Annotated in this window: 22 protein-coding genes and 1 pseudogene; 14 read left to right on the top strand and 9 right to left on the bottom strand. The window is 55.7% G+C overall.

Annotated features, from left to right (window positions below; genetic code table 11):
• From purH to psb27, 4 genes and pseudogenes are all read left to right on the top strand, one after another.
• A pseudogene (purH, locus tag IGS51_RS06020) lies at positions 1-469 on the top strand (bifunctional phosphoribosylaminoimidazolecarboxamide formyltransferase/IMP cyclohydrolase); the annotation flags it as partial.
• A gap of 248 nt (positions 470-717) precedes the next feature.
• Entirely contained in the window at positions 718-1023 is a 306-nt protein-coding gene (locus tag IGS51_RS06015) for a hypothetical protein (protein WP_172353749.1), read from the top strand.
• Positions 1024-1310: 287 nt separating this feature from the next.
• Entirely contained in the window at positions 1311-1793 is a 483-nt protein-coding gene (locus IGS51_RS06010; RefSeq protein WP_297077149.1) for a DUF4079 domain-containing protein, read from the top strand.
• A gap of 138 nt (positions 1794-1931) precedes the next feature.
• On the top strand, positions 1932-2330 hold the full coding sequence (gene psb27, locus IGS51_RS06005; protein WP_068508368.1) for a photosystem II protein Psb27: 399 nt from the start codon (positions 1932-1934) through the stop codon (positions 2328-2330).
• A gap of 73 nt (positions 2331-2403) precedes the next feature.
• On the opposite strand, the gene IGS51_RS06000 is transcribed toward psb27, so the two are convergent.
• Both IGS51_RS06000 and IGS51_RS05995 read right to left on the bottom strand, forming a co-directional pair.
• Positions 2404-3042 (bottom strand): Uma2 family endonuclease, encoded by a 639-nt coding sequence (locus IGS51_RS06000; RefSeq protein ID WP_297077146.1) that lies wholly within the window; start codon positions 3040-3042, stop codon positions 2404-2406.
• Positions 3043-3251: 209 nt separating this feature from the next.
• Complete coding sequence (locus IGS51_RS05995; protein ID WP_297077145.1) at positions 3252-4355, bottom strand: adenosine deaminase; 1104 nt, start codon at positions 4353-4355, stop codon at positions 3252-3254.
• A gap of 198 nt (positions 4356-4553) precedes the next feature.
• On the opposite strand from IGS51_RS05995, the gene IGS51_RS05990 reads away from it, so the two are divergent.
• The 6 genes from IGS51_RS05990 to hpsL all read left to right on the top strand — a co-directional run bounded on the left by IGS51_RS05990 (position 4554) and on the right by hpsL (position 10863).
• Positions 4554-5891, top strand: a complete 1338-nt coding sequence (locus IGS51_RS05990) for an adenylosuccinate synthase (RefSeq protein ID WP_297077143.1) — start codon at positions 4554-4556, stop codon at positions 5889-5891.
• Between the two features lie 130 nt (positions 5892-6021).
• On the top strand, positions 6022-7632 hold the full coding sequence (locus IGS51_RS05985; RefSeq protein ID WP_297077141.1) for a bifunctional aminoglycoside phosphotransferase/ATP-binding protein: 1611 nt from the start codon (positions 6022-6024) through the stop codon (positions 7630-7632).
• A gap of 12 nt (positions 7633-7644) precedes the next feature.
• A complete protein-coding gene (locus IGS51_RS05980; protein ID WP_297077140.1) occupies positions 7645-7956 on the top strand; it encodes a hypothetical protein in 312 nt (103 codons plus the stop codon).
• 165 nt (positions 7957-8121) lie between these two features.
• The gene (locus IGS51_RS05975) at positions 8122-8439 is read left to right on the top strand and encodes a hypothetical protein (RefSeq protein WP_172353742.1); all 318 of its coding nucleotides are present in this window, start codon (positions 8122-8124) and stop codon (positions 8437-8439) included.
• 308 nt (positions 8440-8747) lie between these two features.
• A complete protein-coding gene (locus IGS51_RS05970) occupies positions 8748-9035 on the top strand; it encodes a hypothetical protein (RefSeq protein WP_297077138.1) in 288 nt (95 codons plus the stop codon).
• 193 nt (positions 9036-9228) lie between these two features.
• The gene (gene hpsL / locus IGS51_RS05965) at positions 9229-10863 is read left to right on the top strand and encodes a hormogonium polysaccharide biosynthesis protein HpsL (protein WP_297077136.1); all 1635 of its coding nucleotides are present in this window, start codon (positions 9229-9231) and stop codon (positions 10861-10863) included.
• Positions 10864-11098: 235 nt separating this feature from the next.
• Here hpsL and IGS51_RS05960 read toward each other — a convergent pair whose 3' ends face one another.
• Positions 11099-11299 carry a hypothetical protein gene (locus IGS51_RS05960; RefSeq protein WP_172353739.1) on the bottom strand — a complete coding sequence of 67 codons (201 nt, stop codon included), beginning with the start codon at positions 11297-11299 and terminating at the stop codon, positions 11099-11101.
• 85 nt (positions 11300-11384) lie between these two features.
• Here IGS51_RS05960 and IGS51_RS05955 point away from each other — a divergent pair, with 85 nt between their 5' ends.
• The gene (locus IGS51_RS05955; RefSeq protein WP_297077134.1) at positions 11385-11507 is read left to right on the top strand and encodes a hypothetical protein; all 123 of its coding nucleotides are present in this window, start codon (positions 11385-11387) and stop codon (positions 11505-11507) included.
• A 249-nt stretch (positions 11508-11756) separates the two neighbouring features.
• Here IGS51_RS05955 and IGS51_RS05950 read toward each other — a convergent pair whose 3' ends face one another.
• Positions 11757-12263 (bottom strand): GNAT family N-acetyltransferase, encoded by a 507-nt coding sequence (locus tag IGS51_RS05950; protein ID WP_225894760.1) that lies wholly within the window; start codon positions 12261-12263, stop codon positions 11757-11759.
• 495 nt (positions 12264-12758) lie between these two features.
• Here IGS51_RS05950 and IGS51_RS05945 point away from each other — a divergent pair, with 495 nt between their 5' ends.
• Together IGS51_RS05945 and IGS51_RS05940 are read left to right on the top strand one after the other, a co-directional pair.
• Complete coding sequence (locus IGS51_RS05945) at positions 12759-13778, top strand: permease (RefSeq protein ID WP_297077131.1); 1020 nt, start codon at positions 12759-12761, stop codon at positions 13776-13778.
• 75 nt (positions 13779-13853) lie between these two features.
• Positions 13854-14660: a TIGR03943 family protein gene (locus IGS51_RS05940; protein WP_297077129.1), complete on the top strand. Its 807-nt coding sequence runs from the start codon at positions 13854-13856 to the stop codon at positions 14658-14660.
• Between the two features lie 202 nt (positions 14661-14862).
• Here the strand turns inward: IGS51_RS05940 and IGS51_RS05935 are convergent, their stop codons facing one another.
• From IGS51_RS05935 to IGS51_RS05925, 3 genes are all read right to left on the bottom strand, one after another.
• Complete coding sequence (locus tag IGS51_RS05935; protein ID WP_297077127.1) at positions 14863-15669, bottom strand: hypothetical protein; 807 nt, start codon at positions 15667-15669, stop codon at positions 14863-14865.
• A 237-nt stretch (positions 15670-15906) separates the two neighbouring features.
• Positions 15907-16230 (bottom strand): thioredoxin, encoded by a 324-nt coding sequence (gene trxA / locus IGS51_RS05930; RefSeq protein WP_068516004.1) that lies wholly within the window; start codon positions 16228-16230, stop codon positions 15907-15909.
• Between the two features lie 140 nt (positions 16231-16370).
• Complete coding sequence (locus tag IGS51_RS05925) at positions 16371-17537, bottom strand: pyridoxal phosphate-dependent aminotransferase (protein WP_297077124.1); 1167 nt, start codon at positions 17535-17537, stop codon at positions 16371-16373.
• Positions 17538-17889: 352 nt separating this feature from the next.
• On the opposite strand from IGS51_RS05925, the gene IGS51_RS05920 reads away from it, so the two are divergent.
• Positions 17890-20040, top strand: a complete 2151-nt coding sequence (locus IGS51_RS05920; RefSeq protein WP_297077121.1) for an HAD-IIB family hydrolase — start codon at positions 17890-17892, stop codon at positions 20038-20040.
• Positions 20041-20084: 44 nt separating this feature from the next.
• Here the strand turns inward: IGS51_RS05920 and IGS51_RS05915 are convergent, their stop codons facing one another.
• On the bottom strand, positions 20085-20759 hold the full coding sequence (locus tag IGS51_RS05915; RefSeq protein ID WP_297077119.1) for an energy-coupling factor ABC transporter ATP-binding protein: 675 nt from the start codon (positions 20757-20759) through the stop codon (positions 20085-20087).
• A 59-nt stretch (positions 20760-20818) separates the two neighbouring features.
• Entirely contained in the window at positions 20819-21091 is a 273-nt protein-coding gene (locus IGS51_RS05910) for a hypothetical protein (protein WP_297077117.1), read from the bottom strand.
• Between the last annotated feature and the right edge of the window lie 393 nt (positions 21092-21484).

Below are 21484 nucleotides of genomic sequence, written 5' to 3'. Positions count from 1 at the left end.
GTCTGTCGAGCGAGATATGGCAGGGACCGCTTCCGCCGGAGGACTGCTGGTTCAAGCCTCCGATGATCGTCCGATCGACATCAGCCAGTGGAAAGTGGCGACCGAAAAAGCACCGACCGACGACCAGTGGGCAGAACTGCGCTTTGCCTGGGCGGTCTGCAAACACGTCAAATCCAACGCAATTGTGGTGACGAATCAGCGCACCACGCTGGGCATTGGCGCAGGGCAAATGAATCGGGTCGGCTCTGTGAAGCTGGCGCTGGAGCAGGCGGGCGATCGCGCTAGGGGCGCAATTTTAGCCAGCGACGGCTTTTTCCCGTTTGACGACTCGGTGCGGCAGGCGGCGGCGGCGGGGATCGTGGCGATCGCCCAACCCGGCGGCAGTTTGCGCGATGCCGAGTCGATTCAGGCCGCAAACGAGCTGGGATTGGCTATGATTTTCACGGGCGTTCGCCATTTCTTGCACTAGGTCTTCCTGATTGCACTTCGTCGCCCAGATGTTCAAGTCGTAAAGACTGCATAACAACTAGCAGCCCATCGCTCGACTTTCCAGCAATTTCCCGATTTCCGTCTTATTTCGAGGGAAGTATAAATGAAGGCTTGTCGAGATTCAGCCATCGGGCTGCTGTTTTGCACGAACCCCCTGTTTTAAGTTTTCACTCAAGCTGTTGTTCAGCATTCAGTTGTTCAGCATTCACTTTATACTTAGGTAATCGCATGGTTTCTGATGCACCTCTGCCCCAAGAAGTCGCCGTCACCATCCTTCTCGATGGCGGCACGCAGCAAACGGTCACAATTCAGTCCAATAACATGCTCCTGCAAGAGCTGTTTGAGACGCTAGTTGCGCCACCCGAAAACCGCCCTCAGCGCCTTTTCCAGATTCCAATTACCGAGGGCAAAGCGATTCTCTGCTTTCCGAGCGATCGCCTTGTGGGCCTGGTCACCGAGCCGCCCATCATCCTACGCCAACAGCCCCAGGCCGAACCGACCAATGCAACAGACTCGCTCTTGCCGGGTATGTAGCGCGATCGCCCTTTGAGCAGAAGGGTTGCCATCTCTACGCCTAGGCTTTCATTAGCAAAAGCAAACAAGTCTCCAAGCAAGTTCTGCAAGTTCTCGCTGGGAGGCTTGTTTTTTTGAGGTGACCCTTTTCGGAACTGATTCGGAACTGAACTGATTCGGAACTGATCTGACCGCCGTTTCCTCCCGTCCATCCTGCTAGTCTCTTCCCAGTGACGCTAATTGTGCTAATTTTTATTACAGTGCAGTTAGATTTTTTTAAGATTTGAGGCGCAGAGAGGGAGAGCGTAATGAGTCCTGAGCTTTTGCAGTCGCTCAAGGTTTACAGCCAGTTTGTTCACCCGATCCTGATGTGGGTTTTGTTTGGGCTGACGATCTACGCCATGTATCTGGGCGTTCAGCTTCGGCGCACGCGATCCGCCGAGGGCGAGGTCAAAAAAGCATTGCTCAAAGGGCGTTTCAATATCCGCCATCACCAGATTGGCTCGATCCTGCTGGCGACGATGGTGCTGGGCACGCTGGGCGGCATGGCTGCTACCTACATCAACAGCGGCAAGCTGTTTGTCAACCCCCACCTACTGGTGGGCTTGGGCATGACGGGCATGATTGCCACCTCTGCTGCACTGACCCCGTTTATGCAGAAGGGCAACGATGCGGCTCGCTATGCTCATATCACGCTGAACGTGATCCTGCTGGCTCTGTTTGGCTGGCAAGCTATCACCGGGATGCAAATCCTGCAAAATGTCGTGAACCGCATGACGGGCAACGCCTGAGGACTCAGGGCTGCTGCGGTTGGTGTGTCGCGCTGGGGCGATCGCCAACTCAAGTTATGATGAAGAACGACGCTTTTTCCCAGTTTTTGGTTTTGACGGTCGCTTTCCAAATTGCCGATTTTTAGTTGCCGAGGTTCTATGAAGACTTTTCTAACTCGTCTGTTTGCCCTAGTGCTGGTGTGTGTCATTGGATTGACGGGCTGCTCCAGTGCGTCGGGAAATCTCAGTGGCAACTATCGGCAAGATACGCTGGCGCTGATCGGTAGCCTGCGGAACGCACTAGAACTGCCCGATGGAACGCCTGAAAAGGCCGCCGCCCAATCCGAAGCCCGCCAGCTAATTAACGACTTCTCAGCCCGATATCGCCGAGACAACTCGCTGCTCAAGCTGGGTTCCTTTACTACCATGCGGACAGCGCTGAATTCTCTGGCGGGGCACTATAGCTCCTATCCCAATCGCCCTGTTCCTGCCAAGCTGAAGGAGCGTTTGGAACTGGAATTTAAGCAGGTCGAGTCTGCACTAAAGCGGGAAGCATAGTGCTTTTTTGAGAATTAGTTGGGACTGGTGGAAGGGAGAGCAAACTTGCCCTCCCTTTCTTATTCTCGCGTTGCTATACGTCCGGTTCGACACCCAACGCTCTTAGCTGCTCTGTCAATCGTTGTGCCGATTCTTGTGGAGACAGCACCAGGTTACCTATTTCTGTAAAATGGCGCAGCATCCCAGCTTGAATCCCTAAGTAGAGTCCTAAGGTATGACTCCACAGCCAGCCCGAATCAGTTTCAGCGATCGGTTCATACTGCTGGTTAACTAGGCGATAGCCTGAAAATTCCAAAGTCTCAGGAGAAAACCAGAAATACTCTGGTATGCGAAATCGATTTTGATAGAGTTCCTTCTTGAAATTTCGATCGATTTGGGCTGTTGAGTCCGATAAGAGTTCGATAATCAAATCCGGGTATTTGCCGCCTTCCTCCCAGACAACCCAAGATTTTCGCGGGCGCTTTTCGGTGTTTTTCACTAAAAAGAAATCAGGGCCGCGAAACTCTTTGTTTTTGAGCTGCTCCCGGCTGAAATAAATTGTCAAGTTTGCCCCAATAAAAAAATCAGAGCGATCGCGCCAAACCCACTCTAAACAAGCAACCAGCAGGGCTAGTTGGGCATAGTGTAGTGAACTCTCCATCTCTGGCTCGTCACTCTCTAATTGAGTGGCATCAGGCATCAAAGCAGCCAACTGTTGAGCAGTGAGTGACATTTGGTTGGTATCAACTCCTGAGCCAGAGCGTTATTTAACGTTGTTTAGCGGTGCTTAAATTTTAAGGGATTAGACTTGAGCGGTTGCAACCAGTTTTGCGGATTTTGAAGGATTTTTCAGTCTCGGAAAGCGCTTAAGTCGGGGTTTCTGGCTGGAGGTGTTGCCACTGCCCCCAGCCACCTTTTGCTGCGAGTCTTGCAGACCAATGGCTAGCGCGAGGACTCCGTTACCTCTTGTGCCACAGCATTGAATTGCCCGTTGCCATTGCCTGATCGCGGGAACTCCTCAGATGGCTCTGCATCAGCCCGTAAAATGGTACTTAATATTAGCTCTGGTCGCTGCGGATGAGTCCAGGCAAAGGCATGGCGGAAGGCGGCATCCTGGCAGGCTTTTAGCTCCTCAAAGCCAATGATGTCGTGGGTCAACAGCGTTTCATATTCAAACGGCAGCCGCACGTTATGCAGTCCCGCGTTGTCGGTGCAGATGGCGATATCCACGCCCGCTTCAAAACATCGGTCGAATACCCCCTTAAGCTGATGCAGGTCTTGCAGCGTGCCTGTTTTCAGATATGTGGTGGGGCAGACCTCCAGGCATTGCCCCTGGGCGGCCACCTGGGGCAACAGTTCGGGGTGCTTTAGCGGAATCTGGATGCCGTGGCCGATCCGCATCAGGTAGGGCAAGAGTTCGGGATAGCAGCCTTCTTCGGTTTCATACAAGTGTCCGGTGGTGTTGAGACCGAGCGATCGCGCGTAGGCATATAGCCGGATAAATTCATCGAGGCGATCGCCATACAGCCCGTCTCCACCCGCCAGATCCACGCCACACACCACATCGCGCCGCGCTGCTGCCAGATCGACGATCGCCCGGTTCACCTCGTAGGGTAGCCGCGAGTGCATACAGAGGATTTGGCTGGTGACGATGGGATACTCCACAATCTGGCTGGCGCGGCCCACCACTTCCACAATTTGGCTCATTAAGGAAATGCGATCGCCCTGGCTGAGATGCTCCGGCGTTCGCAAATACGGCGTATAGCGCAATTCCAAATAGGCCAAATTCTCAAACACGTATGCCCCGCGCATCAGGCGATAGATAAAGTAGGGCAGGGTATCTTCCGTCTGCACGCTTTCCACCAGCGTATGCAGCTCTAGATATTCTGCCAGCGTATTGCGCGGGCGCGTATAAAAATCCTCAAACTCGGCATAGTCGGCAAATCGCTCTGCCAGGTCTGCCTGGTTGCGCTGAAAATAGCGCCAGAGAATACGGGGGACGACGGAACCACCCAGATGGCGGTGCAATTCGGCATATAGCGTCACAAGATACCTCTCAATCTAGTTGTTAACTCGCCTGCATTTCACTCAAAGCCACACACTGCATTCTTCTCAAGTTGAGCTTTAGAAATGGGCATTTCCACTCAGACTAGCAGCGTCTTGCTCCTAAGCATTGACACCAGGAACACGCGCTGTTGATAATGGGAGTTTGCGTATTTCTGAAAATTCTAGCAATTTAAACCCTTGGCAAACGTTGTAGTAATCGGGGCCCAGTGGGGCGACGAAGGAAAAGGGAAGATTACCGACCTGTTGAGCAAGTCCGCCGACGTGGTGGTGCGCTATCAGGGCGGGGTGAATGCGGGTCACACGGTCGTTGTGCAGGGGCAGACCTTCAAGCTGCACCTGATTCCATCGGGTATTCTGTATCCCAAAACAGAATGCATCATTGGCTCTGGCACGGTGATTGATCCCAAGGTGCTGCTGGGTGAACTGGATCAGCTCGAAAAGCTGGGCGTTTCCAGCGAGAACCTGCTGATTTCGGAGACGGCCCACGTCACCATGCCCTATCACCGCATGATCGATGCCGCCGCCGAAGAGCAGCGCGGCAGCCACAAGATCGGCACGACCAAGCGTGGCATTGGCCCCACCTACGCCGACAAGTCCGAGCGCACGGGCATTCGCGTGGTGGATTTGATGGACGCAGAGGGACTGCGCGACCAGTTGACTTGGACGATCGAATACAAAAACGTCATTTTAGAAAAGCTGTATAACCTGCCGCCGCTCGACCCCAACGCGGTGATCGATGAATACCTGGGCTATGCCGAGCGGCTGCGGCCCCATGTGGTGGATAGCTCTCTGCGGATTAGTCAGGCCGTGCGTCAGCGCCGCAATATCTTGTTTGAGGGCGCACAGGGCACGCTGCTAGATCTAGATCACGGCACTTACCCCTATGTCACCTCGTCGAACCCGGTGTCGGGCGGCGCGTGCGTGGGGGCGGGCGTAGGGCCGACGATCATCGACCGGGTGATTGGTGTGGCCAAGGCTTACACCACTCGCGTGGGCGAAGGGCCCTTTCCGACCGAACTGCTGGGAGATGTGGGCGAGGCGTTGTGCGATCGCGGCGCAGAATTTGGCACGACGACCGGGCGCAAACGCCGCTGCGGCTGGTTTGACGCGGTGATTGGTCGCTATGCCGTCCGCATCAACGGGCTAGACTGCCTCGCCATCACCAAGCTCGACGTGCTGGATGACCTCGACGAAATCAAAGTCTGCATCGCTTACGAAATCGACGGCCAGCAGGTGCGCGACTTTCCCTCGAATGCGCGAGTGTTTGCCCGCTGCCAGCCCATTTACAAAACCCTACCGGGCTGGAAGCAAGACACCTCCCACTGCCGATCGCTCGACGACTTGCCCCGTCAGGCGTTGGACTATCTCAAGTTTTTGGCAGAACTGATGGAAGTGCCGATCGCCATCGTTTCCCTCGGAGCCAGCCGCGACCAGACCATTATTGTGGAAGACCCCATCCACGGGCCCAAACGGGCGCTGCTCTATACCAATGGCGCAGTCGAAACCGCCCAATAAGCCCAAATGGGCGCACGCAGTTGATGATTCGTTTCAGAATATGGTTGCAAATGCGCTTGGAAGATTTCCGGGCGCATTTATTCTAGTGAAAAGCAAACGGCAAACCTTAACTCCTAATCCCCAATCCCCCATGTCTGACTCTGCCCTGCCGCCCATAATCCAGCACATGCTGAAGCCGGAGTTCTATCCCCATCCGGTGCCGCCCGATCCGCTCCAGACTTTGGCCGGAGAGCCGCCAGAATATCCTGAAGACTTTTATCCGTCGGATGCGTCTCCGGTGCAGTTGATTCAGACGCATATTTCCTACGTGCTGCTGACGGGCGAGTATGCCTACAAGGTCAAAAAGCCCCTGAACTTCGGGTTCCTGGACTATTCCACGCTGGAAAAGCGGAAGCATTTTTGTGAAGAGGAACTGCGGCTGAATCAGCGAGCGGCGGCAGCGATCTATCTGGATGTGCTGCCGATTACCCAAACCTTGGACAACGGCGTGCCCACCTTTCACTTGGACGGGCCGGGCGAGGTAGTGGAGTATGCGGTGAAGATGCGGCAGTTTCCGCAATCTACCCTGCTGACCAACCTCTATGAGCGGGGCGAACTGACGGAGGACTTGCTAAAAGACTTGGCAGGGGCGATCGCCACCTTCCACCTCGCCACCAAAACCAGCGACTACATCCGCGAATTCGGCCGCGTCGAGCGCGTGCGGCAGGCCTTCGATGAAAACTGGGCGCAAACCGCGCAATATATCGGCGGGCCGCAGACCCAGCAGCAGTTCGATGAGACGCGGGCCTACTGCGATCGCTTTTTTGCTGAAAAGGCTGATTTATTTGACGAGCGCCTTCAGCAAAACTGGATTCGCGAGTGCCACGGCGACCTGCACCTGCGGAATATCGCCTACTGGAACCAACAGTTTTTGCTGTTTGACTGCATCGAGTTCAACGAGCCGTTTCGGTTTGTCGATGTCATGTTCGACATTGCCTACATCGTGATGGATCTGGATGCGCGGCAGCGACCCGACCTGCGGACGGTGTTTTTGAACGAATATGTGGAGCAGACGGGCGACTGGGAGGGGCTGCGGGTGCTGCCAATCTACGTCAACCGCCAGACCTACGTGCGGGCAAAGGTGACATCTTTCTTGCTGAATGATCCGGGTGTGCCCGATGAAGAAAAGCGCAAGGCTCATGACACCGCCGCGCTCTATTATCGACTGGCGTGGGAATATACCCAGCCCAAAACCGGGCGGCTGATACTGATGAGCGGGCTGTCGGGGTCGGGCAAAAGTACGACAGCGCGGGCGATCGCCCAAAAACTCGGCGCAGTCTACATCCGCTCTGACGCAGTGCGGAAACATCTGGGCGGCGTGCCCCTGACAGAGCGCGGCGGCGACGACCTCTACACGCCGGAAATGACCCAAAAAACCTACGATCGCCTGCTGAACCTGGGCACAACGCTGGCGGCCGCAGGCTACACGGTGATTTTGGATGCGAAATATGATCGGCAGGCACTGCGAGAAGGGGCGATCGCCCAGACCAGCGCCCACGGCATTCCGCTCCATATTTTGCACTGCACGGCTCCGCTGGAAGTGCTATCTGCCCGCCTCAGTCAGCGCACGGGCGACATCGCCGATGCCACGCCGGAAATTTTGGCAAAGCAGACCTTTGACCCCTTCACGCCCGCCGAAGCAGGATACGTTAGAACAATAGACACGACCCAACCGCTCGATGCGCTCCTGGATTCGCTTTGACAGAGGCTCCCCATGACCAATGAACTGATAGTTGAAAAGCTAGACACCCTCGATTCCCACGTTGCAGCAGTGGATACCCGCATCGACGTGCTGGATCAGCGCCTCACCCAGCGGCTCGACACGCTAGCCGAGAGCGTGCAGATTTTGTCTGATCAGGTCGGGCGAATGACGGAAGAACTAACTCGCCTGGAAATTTCTATGCGAGACGGGTTTGCTGAGATCAAAGAGGGTTTTCGAGAAATGCGCGAACAGTCCAAAAAGCGCGACGAGCAAATCGATCGGCTGCTGACGATTTTGGAGCGGCTGATTCCGGCGAGAGAGTAGCTTTTCAGGGGTTTGGGATATTGCTCCGCAACGCTGGCGCGAACAGGGGTCAGGGATTAGCGCTGAACGTGAGAAAAGTTATGGCTTGTAGGCTTTCTCGTTGGTTACACTCTCTCGTTTACTGCGGCTCACGGCATTGGAAGGAATTACGCTTGAGGCATTGCGATGGGCAAGAATGATCCGGTGATTGTCGGCATCAAGCTATGGATCGTGTTTCTCATTGGCTTTGCGCTGCTGGGCTACTGGGTGCCGCTGAGCATTGGGCTGGGGGCGATCGCCGGACTGTCGGGCGCACTCATCGCCAGCTACCGCAAACAGGATAAGCCACTGCCTCCAGAGCAAAAGAGCCAGCGCGATCTGATTCCCCGGCTGAGTCTGGGGCGCAAATCCGAAGAAGAGCCAAATGAAAGGGCGATCGCCCGTCCGCGTCGTGGTTTTTTCAGCCGCCAGCCGGGGCCGAGCTTTAAATCGCGTCGTCGCTGAGCGAGGTCTGTCAAAAAAACGCCCGCCTGGAAATGTTTTATTTTCATAAAATTAGGGCAACGGTCACCGAGAATTTACGGTTGTAGCTACCAAACGACCGGGGCTACAACTAAGGCGTTGCGGTCTTTATAGAGAGACTGTCCATCAGGGTTCCAGGATAAATTGCTAGATTCTATAGAAGTTTGCGGGTTTCCGTAAAACTACGCGCAAAGCGTATATTTTTTCACCAAGTTCTCAATCAAAAAGCAGGCTTCACACTGAACCCAGCAATCTTGAAATTCCGAATGCATCTTACGCGAGAACGAGCCATGATACCGACTGTTGTAAATGAACGCTCTGTCTGCTCGTTCCGGTTCTATAGGGACGGCTACCTCTGTGAAGGCATCCGCTACGGCAATACGCTGTATCGCCTGGTCAAAACCTTTGGAAAACACGAGGAAGACAGCGCCTATTCGTGTTGCGGCCAGCTTCTCCAGCATTCCAGCGCCGATCACCCAGCCGCCATCATCACGACCTCCCCGCAGCAGTATCGACTTTGGGCAGAGTTGCGGGTTGAGTTACCATCAGATGCCGCCGTTGCGCTGCAATATGCCTAGCTCGGCTCGCTGGGACAGAGTTACGAGACGCTCGGCTACGATAGGTATGCGGCGAACCGGATGCTGGAATGCTCTAAACACTTCGCTCACGGGTAGGGCGTGTGTGACTTGAACCAGGTCTCCCCGATTCCCGAATCAATCGCGCGATCGCCCTTCTGCTAGATGCACCCTCCGCTTGCCCTCTGCCTGCCCCGTGCTTAAAACCAAGCCCAAGTCCAAAGCCCAGCCCAGCCCGATTTTAGCGGTTGAATCGCCCCAGCCCACCCTGCGTCAGCGTCTTGCTCAGCGCCGCAAAGCCAATCGCCTGCGGCAAGAGTTGGTCACCTTCACGATTTTTGCAGCGCTATTTGCGACGGTAGTCGGCTTTGTCGTGGGCCTGGCCGCGGGGGTTCGTCCGGGCATTGGCACCTTCATTGGCACGCTCTGCACCGCGCTGTCGTTCAAGTACCCTCGCCAAGCGCTGTGGGCCTTTTTAATCTATATGCCCCTCAGCGGATCTGTCACCTATGCGCTGGGCAGCAGCCCCCTGCTTCAGCTTGCCAAAGACGGGTTCTATATCCCTGCCCTCTTCGGCGTAATTCAATACTGCCGCCGCGAAAAGCTGCCCGTGCTGATTCCCCGGCAGATGGCTGCGCCCGTGGGCATTTTGCTGGGGCTGTGTCTGATGACGCTGCTAGTGGTGAACGGAGGGCAGCAGCTTAGCCCCACGCCTGGAGAGCAGCCTATCTTGATGGGCATTTTGGGACTGAAGGTGCTAATGGGCTATATGCCGCTGGTGGTGTGTGCATACTATTTGCTGCGTGATCGCCGCGATTTGCTATTCCTGATGCGGCTCACGGTCATTATTATCCTCACCTGCTGCGCCCTCGCGTTTATCCAGTATGCCCTGCTCAAAACCGGGTACTGTGCTGGCACACGCTTTGCCCAGGGGCCAGACCTCTACCGCGCTTCCCTCAATGCCCGCTGCTTTGTGGGCGGGTCGTTGCTCTATACGCCCCAACACAACCAGATTCGCTTGCCTGGAACCTTTGTTGCGCCCTGGCAATGGGGCTGGTTCCTGATTTCTGCCGCATTTCTGGCATTTGCAACGGCATTTAGCGACCCCAGGGCGCAATGGCGCACGACCGGGCTGATTTCTCTCGCGTCAGTCTTCATCATGGCGGTGCTATCGGGGCAGCGAGTGGCGCTGATTCTGGTGCCCAGCGTGTTCGTGACGCTGCTGGTGCTGACGGGGCAGGTGGTGAATCTAAAGCGCTTTATCCCAGGTGCGGCCATCCTTGGCTTGGTGCTGGGCTACGCCGCCCTGCGAAACCCCGACATCCTATCCCGGCGATTCGAGAGCCTGCAAAGTCGCTGGGAAGCCTCGCCACCGCATCTGTTTATTTTGGAACAGTTTCAGTGGTCGCTGAATCATCAAAACTTCTTGGGCAACGGGCTAGGTCGAGCCACCAACGCCGCCCGCACGCTGGGCGACACTGAGCTAATCGAAACGTATTATCCCAAGCTGCTGTATGAAATTGGAATGCTGGGGACGCTGGCGTTTTTGGCGCTGGTGACGATGCTGACGGTGCTGACCTTTTTGGCCTACCGCTCCATGCGCGATCGCACGTTGCGGAGCTATGGTGCAGCACTGTGGCTGTTCGTGCTGTTCATTAGCTACAACACTTACTACTATCCCCTCGACGTTGATCCAGTGGCGGTTTACTACTGGTTTTTTGCTGGGGTCGTACTGAAACTGCCAGAACTGGAGCGCCAGGAACGCCTGGAAGCCACTGCTGCCCAGCCCCAAGCCCAACGCCGTCGGTTCAAGCGACTGGGCTTTGCTTAGGTGAGGCATGAGGCCTGGTCTGAAAAAATTCGCTTAATCTGTAAAAAGATTCAAAAAAACTCAGGGAGGCATCGGTGTCGATACCTCCCTGTCAGAGCGGAGAAAAAGGGTGGATTGGGCGATCGCCCACGCTTTCAAACCCGGCCTAAAACCGAATTCCAGTTCCAAATTCCGGTTCCAACTATTTCTGTGCCAACAGCGTCGCGGATCTGTTTTCTGCGGCAACTGCGTCAATCTAGCTCATGGTCGAGCCGCTGCGGTCATAGCTCTGCACAAAAGATGGGTGGGGCTTGCCCTGGACATGGTTCCAGAGGGTGGGTGCTTCCGCAGGCAGCCCGATTTCGGCGGCGGCCCGGCTGAGCATCGACTGCTGGCGATTCTTGATGTTGTGGTGGTGGCGCATCATCAGGGCGCGGGCTTGATCTTGAGTAGACATAGTGAAATCCTTCTGGTGTTAGGTGATGGAATCTTGACGCTTCTTGTTTAATCATAGCAGTAAATTCTGTATCTAAAAATACAGAATGGCGTTTTATCAGAAAAAACAATACTTCTTCACAATGCGTCTCGCCCTGCTGAGTGGCGATGCCAAGTGGTTGCGCCGAGTGGGTCAGAGCGGCTGGGTGGGCGATCGCTCTGTTTGCTAAATGTTGACGCGATGTGCAACTTTCAATCTGCCCTCATCCCCCAACTCCTTCTCCCAAGTCGGGAAGAGGGGAGCATGAGAAGCTTGAAGTCCCTGTCTTGCAGTCCCTGTGTAGATGTTGGCTGTCGCGCAAAGTTGCCATACCAAGTTGAGAGGGATCGGGTGGGCGATCGCGCTCCCATGGCGACAGATTAAACAGATTAAACAGCTTGAACGGCTTAGACGGCAGCAGGGGAACAGGGTCACTTGATCAGGGTCGCTTGGGACGGTGATGACGCACCCGGCTAGCCTTGTCCCGCTCGTAGGCGATCAGGCGGCCGTAGATTTCGTGCTTGCTTAAATTCATCGACAGGTAAACGTGGCGACGCGGATTGCCAAATCCCTTGCGCCGAAAGAACTTGATCGCAGGTTCGTTGGCTGGATCGGTGTCCACCAGCATGAACCGAGCGCCTTCTTCAATCATGCGCTCGACGATTTTGTCTACGAGCTTATCTGCCACGCCGCGCCGCTGAAACTTGGGACTGACTCCTAGCCAGATAATGTAGCCGTAGACCCAGGATGCCTTGCTGATAATAGTGCCCAGCACAAAGCCCGCCAGTTCGCCTTCAATCTCTGCCACCAGGCAATACTCTGGGTCAGTGTTGTATTGCCCAATCACCTCCCACTCGTCCCAGGTGCGATAAAGGTAGGGATAGAGGTCGCTGGTAAACAGGCTTTCCCCTAGATGAAACACCGGGGCAAGGTCGTCGATGTCCATGTCCCGAATCTCGACGGGCAGGGAGTTGGCGATCGCCCGTTCCCGCTCAGCTTTATTGGTTTCGGAATGGGAAGCCATAGTTGGGGGGTCAGAGGATTGGAAAGTAGGGTTTCAGGAATAAGAGCAAGAGCAGAAAGCTGGCTGAAATGCCGTTTGGAATTAGAACGTTTGAAATTAAAACGTTTGGGATACCTGTCGGGCTGCTGGGTCGGGCTGCTGGGTCGGAAGGATGGATTGGGAGGATGGATTGGGAGAATGAATCGGGAAAACGGATGACGCTGAGGGTTGTGGCGATGGCAACACCACTCATCCCACTCAACCTTATCGTGATTCTGGTGGGGGATTGGGCAGGTTTCCCCCGCGATTGATCCTGCAAAAGCCTCGCTTTTTGGGCGGAAACCCGCCTTTTGAAAAAACCGTCTGCTATTGGACAGTGTAGAATAGCCTCTCAGACCCAATTGGGGATCGCTAGACCGAAAGATTAGGTTAGACCGCATGGATCGATTGAACAATGCGCTGACGCTGTTTTTCAGCCTGCTAGTGGAGGCGATGCCCTTTTTGCTGCTGGGTGTGCTGTTTTCGAGCGTGCTGCTGCTATTCGTTGATGAGCGGCGGCTGATTGCGGCAGTGCCCAAACATCCGCTGCTGGCGGCGATGATTGGCGGCGGCATTGGCTTCTTGTTTCCCGTGTGCGAGTGCGGCAACGTGCCTGTGGCGCGGCGGCTGATTGTGCAGGGTGCGCCCGCGTCGATGGCGGTGGGCTTCTTGCTGGCGGCTCCCACAGTGAATCCGGTGGTGTTTTGGGCAACGTGGATTGCCTTTCGGGATCAGCCGGAGATAGTGTTTTTGCGGGTGGGGCTGTCGCTGGTGGTAGCAGTAATTGTGGGCTGGGTGTTCAGCGCTCAGGCAGACCTGCGGCCGCTGATGCAGCCGGGAGTGGCGCGGGCTATGCCAGCAGTGCGCGGGGCGGCTGCAAAGCCAGCGGGTGAGTCGTCCCTGTTGCAGTCAGGAACCTATTGGCTGGGGCAGGCCGATCAGCCCATTCGCCCTGATGGGTCGCTGTCTTCGTCGGCGATCGCCATCAATCCCGTCCTCACCAAGCCGCTGTCGGACAAGCTGTGGCTTTTGGTGAATAACATTGTGCAGGAGATGCGCGAGTTGGGCGGTGTGCTGATTTTGGGAACGGCGATCGCCGCAATCGTTCAAGTCTTTGTGCCGCGCGAGTGGGTGATTGGGCTAGGGCAGGGCCCGGTCACGTCGATTTTGGCGATGATGCTGCTGGCGTGGATTGTGTCGATTTGCTCGACGGTGGACTCGTTTTTTGCCCTGTCCTTTGCCTCTACTTTTACCAGCGGCGCATTGCTGGCGTTTCTGGTGTTTGGCCCGATGATCGACCTGAAAAACATTGCGCTGCTGCTGTCGATGTTTCGCGGTCGGGCGATCGCCTATCTGTTTATTCTGGCGGGTCAGCTCACGTTCTTGTTTTGCCTGCTGATTAATCTATATATCAGCTAGATATCAGCTAGAACCTGAGATCGGGTGACAGGGTGACAGTGTGGCAGGGTGACGGAGTGACGGAGTGACGGAGTGATGGCAAGCAGAAGAAGCGACCAGACTCGTAAAAACGACCAGACTCGTAAAAATCGGACAGGGCTTTGGCTAATCTGGCTGGATGCAGTCATGCTGTTGGCGTGGGGCGGGCTGATGCTGCGCTTTTGGCTGACTGGGCGGATCAATATTCTGCTGCATCCAGATTATGTCTGGCTGGCGATCGCCGCTGGGTTTGCGCTGTTGGGGCTGGGCGTGGCCAAACTTTGGGAGGCGCTGCGGCTGATGCGACGCGGCATTGCCATTACCCAGCCCTCAGAGTCCCATGCAAACCTTCTGCCGCCTGGATGGAGTAGCGCTCTGCTGCTGGCGATCGCTCTGTTTGGTCTCCAGTTTACGCCCCGCGCCTTTGCCAGCCAGGTCGCCATCGAGCGCGGCGTAGCGGATACGCTCACCCTGACGCGATCGCAGCCCCAGTCCTTCCGCACCAACACCCGCCCCGAAGATCGCTCGCTGATCGACTGGGTGCGCCTGCTGAACGTCTACCCCGAACCCGATGCCTACACCGGACAAAAAGCTTCGGTCGAAGGGTTCGTCATCCATTCGCCCAACCTGCCCAGCAACTATTTCACCATCACCCGCTTTGTGATTACCTGCTGCGCCGCAGACGTATACCCGGTCGGGCTGCCCGTGCGGATTGAGGGCGATCGCACTGCCTACGAACAAGACCAGTGGCTCCGAGTAGAAGGCGACATGGCGACAGAAACCCTCGACGGCCAGCGCCAACTGGTCATTCAGGCTACGTCCTTGACCCCGATTGAGGAACCCCAGAATCCGTATGATTATTAGTGATTATTAGTGATTAAACTTAGTGATTACTGGGCGCTGTAGGCCGACGATCAAATTCTTGCAGCTAGTCCATCTTCCATCTCTACTGGCGGCAACTCTAAGAACTCGCGAATTGCCTCGGCTACCGCTTGTTTGCCGGGTACACCAGCACTGTAGGTACGTATGAGCGGAAGGCGATCGCCCGACTGCATCCCTCTAGACTCTAAACTTCCTTGATTTCCACAGGCGGCAATCCCAAGAACGCTCGAATGGCTTCGGCCGCTTCCTGTTTGCTTTCCAGATTGCTGCTGTAAGTCTCAGTCAAGGGATGGCGATCGCCCTGCTGCGTCAGCAGCACTATGCTATACCCCGTCAAGCCTTCACCAGTACACTGCTCAATGACCACAGACTGAATCTCTCGCAGCCATAGCTCCTGCTTGAGGCGGCCATTCGCTCCAAACGCCTGCATTTTGCCCATCAAGCGATTGAACTCGAAGCGATAGGGTTTGCGCCGCAGGAGGGCGATCGCCAGACTGGTAAGCCCCAGCGGAACCCACAAAAAGCCCCAGCCAGACAAGGTTTGTATGGTTCCAGAAGAGCGAGCAGGATTTGCCAGAAACCGCTGAACTGCTTCAGCCATCTGCTGAGCGCGAGCTTCATCCACTGTATCCAGCCCGAGCCGCGTCACCGCCTCAGTTCCACTCAGCTTTAGGTCATAGACCAGAAAGTCCCCGTCGTCCGAGCTACGGGTTTCACTCACAACCTGAACTGTGGTCAGGGAGCCGAGCCGAACCGTCTCACGGGGGATTAGGCCAACTCCAAGTGTGCGAACCACCTGACAGCGGGTAGTAGACAAGTCGGGGCGATCGCACGTCAGGCGGTTATTGCTGATAAACCCAAGCCACAGACAGGACAGCGCCAGCAAGACGATTGCAGAAGGACGCTCCCAGGATGGACATTTCAGCACCAAATGTCCGTTTTCTCGATGGGTAGGCTTAGGGCCCAAATCGAAGCTGACAATTCCGCCCATACTGCCTGTTTGTCTCCGTGTAGCTTGTCATTCAGCGTTGATGTAATTTGGTCGGATGCTACGGTGCTAACAAAAAGACCCGCCCCATGACAAGCGCAAAAGCCCCACCCGTGAGTAAGGTGGGGCAAGCTGAGCATCAGTAAGATTACTAGAAGATTACTAGAAAAAACTAGCCTGCCATACGCGGGCATCAAAGCTGGCAATCAACGCTTTCTGTGCTTAATCGACTTTTGGAAACTACAGATGCTTTTCAAGCGTGCTGGCGAGGGTCGTCTTGGGAACTGCGCCGACTACCATGTCTACACGCTGACCACCCTTGAAAATCATCAGCGTGGGGATGCTGCGGATGCCATACTGAGTGGCAACGCTGGGGTTCTCGTCGGTATTCACTTTTACGACCTTTACCTGTCCCGCGTATTGCTCGGCAATCTCATCGACTACAGGAGCAACCATCCGGCAGGGGCCACACCAAGGGGCCCAGAAATCTACCAGAACGGGGACATCGCTATCAAGAACTTCTTGCTTAAAAGTGGAATCTGTAACTTGTGCGGCTGCTGACATGCCTAATAAGTCCTTCGCCTTCAATATCAATGGAAATCTTACCACAGCGAACTCGTCTGCTTCAGCAGCCAGAGCCTTAATAGTGAGTTACATTTGGGCACTCAGCGCGTTGTGGGGATCGCTTGAGTCGATTGGGTCGCCTATAGAATTCCCTGTAGGAATTTTTCTAGCCGCTCCATGCCGCGCTTGATGGTGTCTAGATCGGTCGCATAGGACAGGCGGATGCAGTCGTCTGCGCCAAAGGCCGCGCCCGGAACTGTCGCAACTTGATGCTGATCTAGCAGTTCGCTGCAAAAATCGAGGGAAGACCGTCCCGTTTTGGCGATGCTGGGGAACATATAGAATGCGCCATCGGGTTTGGGACACTCTAGCCCTGGCATGGCGTTGAGGGCATCCAGCATATAGCGGCGGCGCTCGGCAAAGGCGGCTAGCATTTCCTGCACGCAGTCTTGGGGATTTTCATAGGCGGCGATCGCCCCATATTGGGCAAAGGTGCAGACATTGGAGGTGCTGTGGCCCTGGATTTTGGTTGCCGCCTTTACCAGGGGCACTGGCCCGGCCAAGAAGCCAACGCGCCAGCCCGTCATGGCGTAGGTCTTGGCAAATCCGCTGCACACGACGGAGCGTTCGTAGGCTTCTGGGCTGGCTGCGCCAATGCTGAGATGCTGAGCGCCGTCGTAAAGAATTTTTTCGTAGATTTCGTCCGACAGTATCCAAAGGTCGGCCTCGACGGCCACTTGGGCGATCGCCCTCACTTCGTCTGGCGTGTAGACCATGCCCGTCGGGTTGGAGGGCGTGTTAAAAACCAGGAGCTTGGTCTTGGGCGTAATCGCCTGCCGGATCTGCTCTGGCGAGACTTTGAACTGGGTTTCGACCGTTGTGGGCAGGATGACAGGTTCGCCCTCTGCCAGCTTCACCATTTCGGGATAGCTGACCCAAAAGGGCGCGGGGATAATCACCTCATCCCCGGGTTCAATCATCGCCAGCATCAGGTTAAAGATCGACTGCTTGCCGCCGTTGGTGACCAGAACGTTGTCTGCGCCGTAGCACAGCCCGTTGTCGCGCTGGAGCTTTTGGGCGATCGCCTCTCGCAGTCGGGGTTCCCCCGCGGCCGGGCCGTAGCGCGTCTTGCCCTCATCTAGCGCGGCTTTGGCAGCTTCCACAATGTGCTTGGGCGTGTTGAAATCTGGCTCTCCAGCGCTAAAGCTGCATACGTCGATGCCCTCCGCCTTCATGGCTTTGGCCTTTGCGTCAATAATTAGCGTCATCGACGGTGATACGTTCTCTACCCGTGCTGCCAGTTTCATGCCTACCCCAAATGCTTGACCGTTCAGGACGTTTTAGCTGAATGTAGCTCACTTCAGCCTACTGTGAATGCTGGCACGGGTTGGAAAATGTCAGGCGTTTTTTACAAACTGGGGGATGAGATGGGATAGGAAAATGCGGGGTAAGGGCGATCGCCGCCGAACTGGATTAGGAGTGATAAGGTGACGAAATATTAGCCGAAAGAGAGTGTCGCAGCACCCTCAGATTGCAGTAAGTTACACATCAGCTAGACCGCTTATTACGCCAATCCCTATTTACGTCAGTCCCATTACGCCAGTCCCATTACGCCAATCCCCATTACGCCAAGACCCTAACCCCCTCTTCCAAAAAAATATGCCCAACCACAGTCACAACGGTCTGTATATTGCGCTGATCAGTGTGCATGGCTTGATTCGGGGTCAGAATATGGAGCTAGGGCGCGATTCTGACACAGGCGGCCAGGTGAAGTACGTGGTGGAGTTGGCCCGCGCCCTGGCCCAGCAACCTGGCGTGGCAGCGGTCGATTTGTTTACCCGGCTGATTGCCTCGCCCGATGTGGATCAAGACTATGGCGAGAACCTTGAGCCGCTGGGCGGCAAGGCCAGGATTGTGCGAATTGTGGCGGGCCCGCCAGAGGAATACATCCCCAAGGAGCAACTGTGGGATCACCTGGACAGCTTTGTGGACAATATGCTGGCATTTTTTCGCACGAGCGATCGCGTGCCAGACCTGATCCATAGCCACTATGCCGATGCGGGCTACGTGGGCAGTCGCTTGGCAAACTTCCTAAATGTGCCGCTGGTGCATACTGGGCACTCGCTGGGGCGGGTCAAGCGGACGCGGCTCTTGGCCAACGGGCTGTCGTCGCAGGATATTGACCAGCGCTACAACATGCTGCGCCGCATCGAGGCAGAAGAGCTAACCTTGGCAAGCGCTGAGTTAATTATCACCAGCACGCGCCAGGAGGTGGAAGAACAGTACGAACTGTACGACTGCTACCAGCCAGAGCGGATGCGCGTGATTCCCCCCGGCACAGACCTGACGCTGTTCTACCCGCCCCAGGGGGATGAGTGGGAAACGGCGATCGCCCAGGATATTTGCCGCTTTTTGCGCGAACCCCAAAAGCCGCTGATCCTGGCGCTGTCTCGTCCCGATGCCCGCAAAAACATTGGGGCGTTGGTGGAGGCCTACGGCAATTCCCCCCGCCTCCAGGAATTGGCCAACCTGCTGATCGTGGCGGGCAGCCGGAACAATGTTAAAGATATGGACGCAGGCGCTCAGGAAGTGCTGACAGAGCTATTCCTGGCGTTTGATTATTATGACCTCTACGGTCGCGTTGCCTATCCCAAGCGCCACAAAGCCGACGAAGTACCCTATATTTACCGACTGGCGGCCCTATCTGGCGGTGTGTTTGTCAATCCAGCCCTGACAGAACCCTTTGGGCTGACGCTCATCGAGGCAGCGGCCAGCGGTTTGCCGATTGTGGCAACGGAAGACGGCGGCCCGCGCGACATCATCGGCAACTGCAACAACGGCATCCTGATTGATCCGCTAGACAGTGATACGATTGTTGCCGCGTTGCTGACGCTGCTAGAACACCCAGAAAAGCGACAGCTTGCTGTTGAAAACGGGCTGCGGGGCGTGCGCGAACACTATTCCTGGAAAGCCCACGCATCCACCTACCTGGAGGTGATTCGACCGCTGCTCGACAAGACCCAGGTAGTGGAGCGAGTGCCGCTGTCACGCCGTGCTATGGTCTACAACGATCGGGCGATCGTCACCAGCCTTGATCAAAACCTGCTGGGCAACCCGGTTGATATTCCCTACTTTATCGAAGTGCTGCGCGAGAATCGCAAGTCTACGGCGTTCGCTGTGGCCACCGGGCGGACACTAGAGTCTGCCCTGAAGGTGATGCGCCAGTATCACATTCCCGAACCCGATGTGCTAATCAGCAGCAGCGGCACGGTGATTCACTATCGTCCAGATTTTACAGAAGATACCTGGTGGAAGCGGCATATCGACCACCGCTGGACACCCGGAGAAGTGCGGCGTGTTTTAGCCGATCTGCCAGGTCTGGAGTTGCAGCCCAGCATCCACCAGAGCCAATTCAAAATCAGCTACTTCTATGATGCGGAGGTCGCGCCCGCGATTCAAGAAATCAAGAGCCTGCTCTATCAAGAAGATTTGGCAGTGAATGTGATCTTCTCCTTTGGGCAATATCTCGACATCTTGCCTATCCGTGCCTCCAAGGGACAGGCATTGCGCTACGTCGCCGATCGCTGGGGTATTCCGCTAGAGCATATCCTGGTGGCGGGCGGTTCTGGAGCCGATGAAGACATGATGCGCGGCAATCCGCTGGCAGTCGTGGTGGCTAATCGTCACCATGAGGAACTGTCGCACCTGATGGATGGGGAGCGCATTTACTACGCCAAGCAGGCCCACGCGCTGGGCATTGTGGAGGCGATCGCCCATTTCGACTTTTTCAACACCATGAAGGAAGTCTGAGCGACCCAAGCTTCTGCAATTTCTGGTTTCCTAATTCTGGTTTCCTAACCCCTCACTGCGCCGGCCATCATGCGCTGCTTTAGCCGCTGCGGATCGCCCGACTCCACGATCCGACCCGCCTCCATAAAAAAGGCTCCGTCGGCGTAGTTCAGTTCGTCTAGGCGATGCGTCACCCAGAGCGCCGTCATGCCGCGTGTTTTCACCAGTTGCCGGACTTGATCGACCAGATCAAGCTGGCTGTCGGGGTCGAGCAGGGCAGTGGGTTCGTCCAGCAGCAGCACCTCACAATGGCGGGCGATCGCCCCTGCAATGGCCACCCGCTGCTTTTGTCCGCCGCTCAGCGCGTAAATGGGCCGTCGCTGCAAATGCAGCAGGTTCACCGCCGCCAGCGCCTCTTGCACCCGCTGTCGAGTTTCAGCCGTAGACAGGTTTTCTGCCACCAGCCCAAAGGCCACATCTGCCCCCACAGTCGGCATCACGAGTTGATGATCGGGATTCTGAAATACAAACCCGACGGGCTGCACGAGGTTGACCTGCCCCGACTGGGGAGCCAGCAACCCTGTCATCAGCTTTAGCAGCGTAGACTTGCCGCTGCCGTTCGTCCCCAGCAGCATCCAAAATTGCCCCTTGGGGACATGCAGCGAACAGTTCTGCAACACTGACGATTGCGCCGACCATGCAAAGCTTACAGACTCAATGGCGATCGCCCACTCACTCATCTAATCCACCTTCAATCACAGGAGCAGCCCCCGAGAGCATTCAGAAAATCCGCCTACTGTCAGGACGGCTCCGTTAGTGCAAAAAATCCCGGCGGACGAGCCGTGCCGCTGGCTCCAGCCTTCTCCGACACCTGTACCGCCGAAATCTCGCTCACCAGCACGCCCAACTTCTTGTCCGGCTGCTTCTCACAGGTCAACTCCAGCGCCACTGGATTGCCCGACCGAATCGCGTTCAAAATCTCTTGATACACCGCCTCCGCATCTTCTGCGGTCTTCCGCTGAATCGACAGCATCGACGGCGTATTTTTCAGCACAATGTCAACAATAAACATCTAAATCCAGACCTTTACGCACAGAAACAAACGCTACCTCTTCAGTATCTCAGACAGACCTGATTTCAGGGGAAAGGACACAAAGCCGTCTCACGCCTAAATCCCCAAAATCCAAAACCCAAAATCCAAAATCCAACTCCTCCTCACCAATCCTTAAGCTAATCCGAATCTCACAGATAGCTTTCCCAGAAACTATCTGTATAATGAGGGGGAAAGTAAAGAAACGTAAACTCTGCTCATACTCCGTTGTCGATTTGTGCAGCTTTGTTGCACGATCGCTCACAGGTATAGGCAGAGCCTTTCAGTACTCGTACTTAATTCATTGGAGATTCCGCGCTATGACCATAGCAATGGGAAGAGCGCAAGCCCAGCGAGGATGGTTTGACGTTCTCG

It is taken from the genome of Thermoleptolyngbya sp. M55_K2018_002 (assembly GCF_015295965.1).
GTDB classification, from domain to species: Bacteria; Cyanobacteriota; Cyanobacteriia; order Elainellales; family Elainellaceae; genus Thermoleptolyngbya; species Thermoleptolyngbya sichuanensis.
Note: the sequence above shows the minus strand (reverse complement) of the source record. Positions and strands in the feature narration are given on the sequence as shown.

What these genes read in the sequence shown, in the direction of transcription:
- IGS51_RS06015 (WP_172353749.1), top strand. Translation starts at nt 718, where the DNA reads ATGGTTTCTGATGCACCTCTGCCCCAAGAAGTCGCCGTCACCATCCTT.
- IGS51_RS06010 (WP_297077149.1), top strand. Translation starts at nt 1,311, where the DNA reads ATGAGTCCTGAGCTTTTGCAGTCGCTCAAGGTTTACAGCCAGTTTGTT.
- psb27 (WP_068508368.1), top strand. Translation starts at nt 1,932, where the DNA reads ATGAAGACTTTTCTAACTCGTCTGTTTGCCCTAGTGCTGGTGTGTGTC.
- IGS51_RS06000 (WP_297077146.1), bottom strand. Translation starts at nt 3,042, where the DNA reads ATGTCACTCACTGCTCAACAGTTGGCTGCTTTGATGCCTGATGCCACT.
- IGS51_RS05985 (WP_297077141.1), top strand. Translation starts at nt 6,022, where the DNA reads ATGTCTGACTCTGCCCTGCCGCCCATAATCCAGCACATGCTGAAGCCG.
- IGS51_RS05980 (WP_297077140.1), top strand. Translation starts at nt 7,645, where the DNA reads ATGACCAATGAACTGATAGTTGAAAAGCTAGACACCCTCGATTCCCAC.
- IGS51_RS05975 (WP_172353742.1), top strand. Translation starts at nt 8,122, where the DNA reads ATGGGCAAGAATGATCCGGTGATTGTCGGCATCAAGCTATGGATCGTG.
- IGS51_RS05970 (WP_297077138.1), top strand. Translation starts at nt 8,748, where the DNA reads ATGATACCGACTGTTGTAAATGAACGCTCTGTCTGCTCGTTCCGGTTC.
- IGS51_RS05960 (WP_172353739.1), bottom strand. Translation starts at nt 11,299, where the DNA reads ATGTCTACTCAAGATCAAGCCCGCGCCCTGATGATGCGCCACCACCAC.
- IGS51_RS05955 (WP_297077134.1), top strand. Translation starts at nt 11,385, where the DNA reads ATGGCGTTTTATCAGAAAAAACAATACTTCTTCACAATGCGTCTCGCC.
- IGS51_RS05950 (WP_225894760.1), bottom strand. Translation starts at nt 12,263, where the DNA reads ATGGACATCGACGACCTTGCCCCGGTGTTTCATCTAGGGGAAAGCCTG.
- IGS51_RS05945 (WP_297077131.1), top strand. Translation starts at nt 12,759, where the DNA reads ATGGATCGATTGAACAATGCGCTGACGCTGTTTTTCAGCCTGCTAGTG.
- IGS51_RS05940 (WP_297077129.1), top strand. Translation starts at nt 13,854, where the DNA reads ATGGCAAGCAGAAGAAGCGACCAGACTCGTAAAAACGACCAGACTCGT.
- IGS51_RS05935 (WP_297077127.1), bottom strand. Translation starts at nt 15,669, where the DNA reads ATGGGCGGAATTGTCAGCTTCGATTTGGGCCCTAAGCCTACCCATCGA.
- trxA (WP_068516004.1), bottom strand. Translation starts at nt 16,230, where the DNA reads ATGTCAGCAGCCGCACAAGTTACAGATTCCACTTTTAAGCAAGAAGTT.
- IGS51_RS05925 (WP_297077124.1), bottom strand. Translation starts at nt 17,537, where the DNA reads ATGAAACTGGCAGCACGGGTAGAGAACGTATCACCGTCGATGACGCTA.
- IGS51_RS05920 (WP_297077121.1), top strand. Translation starts at nt 17,890, where the DNA reads ATGCCCAACCACAGTCACAACGGTCTGTATATTGCGCTGATCAGTGTG.
- IGS51_RS05915 (WP_297077119.1), bottom strand. Translation starts at nt 20,759, where the DNA reads ATGAGTGAGTGGGCGATCGCCATTGAGTCTGTAAGCTTTGCATGGTCG.
- IGS51_RS05910 (WP_297077117.1), bottom strand. Translation starts at nt 21,091, where the DNA reads ATGTTTATTGTTGACATTGTGCTGAAAAATACGCCGTCGATGCTGTCG.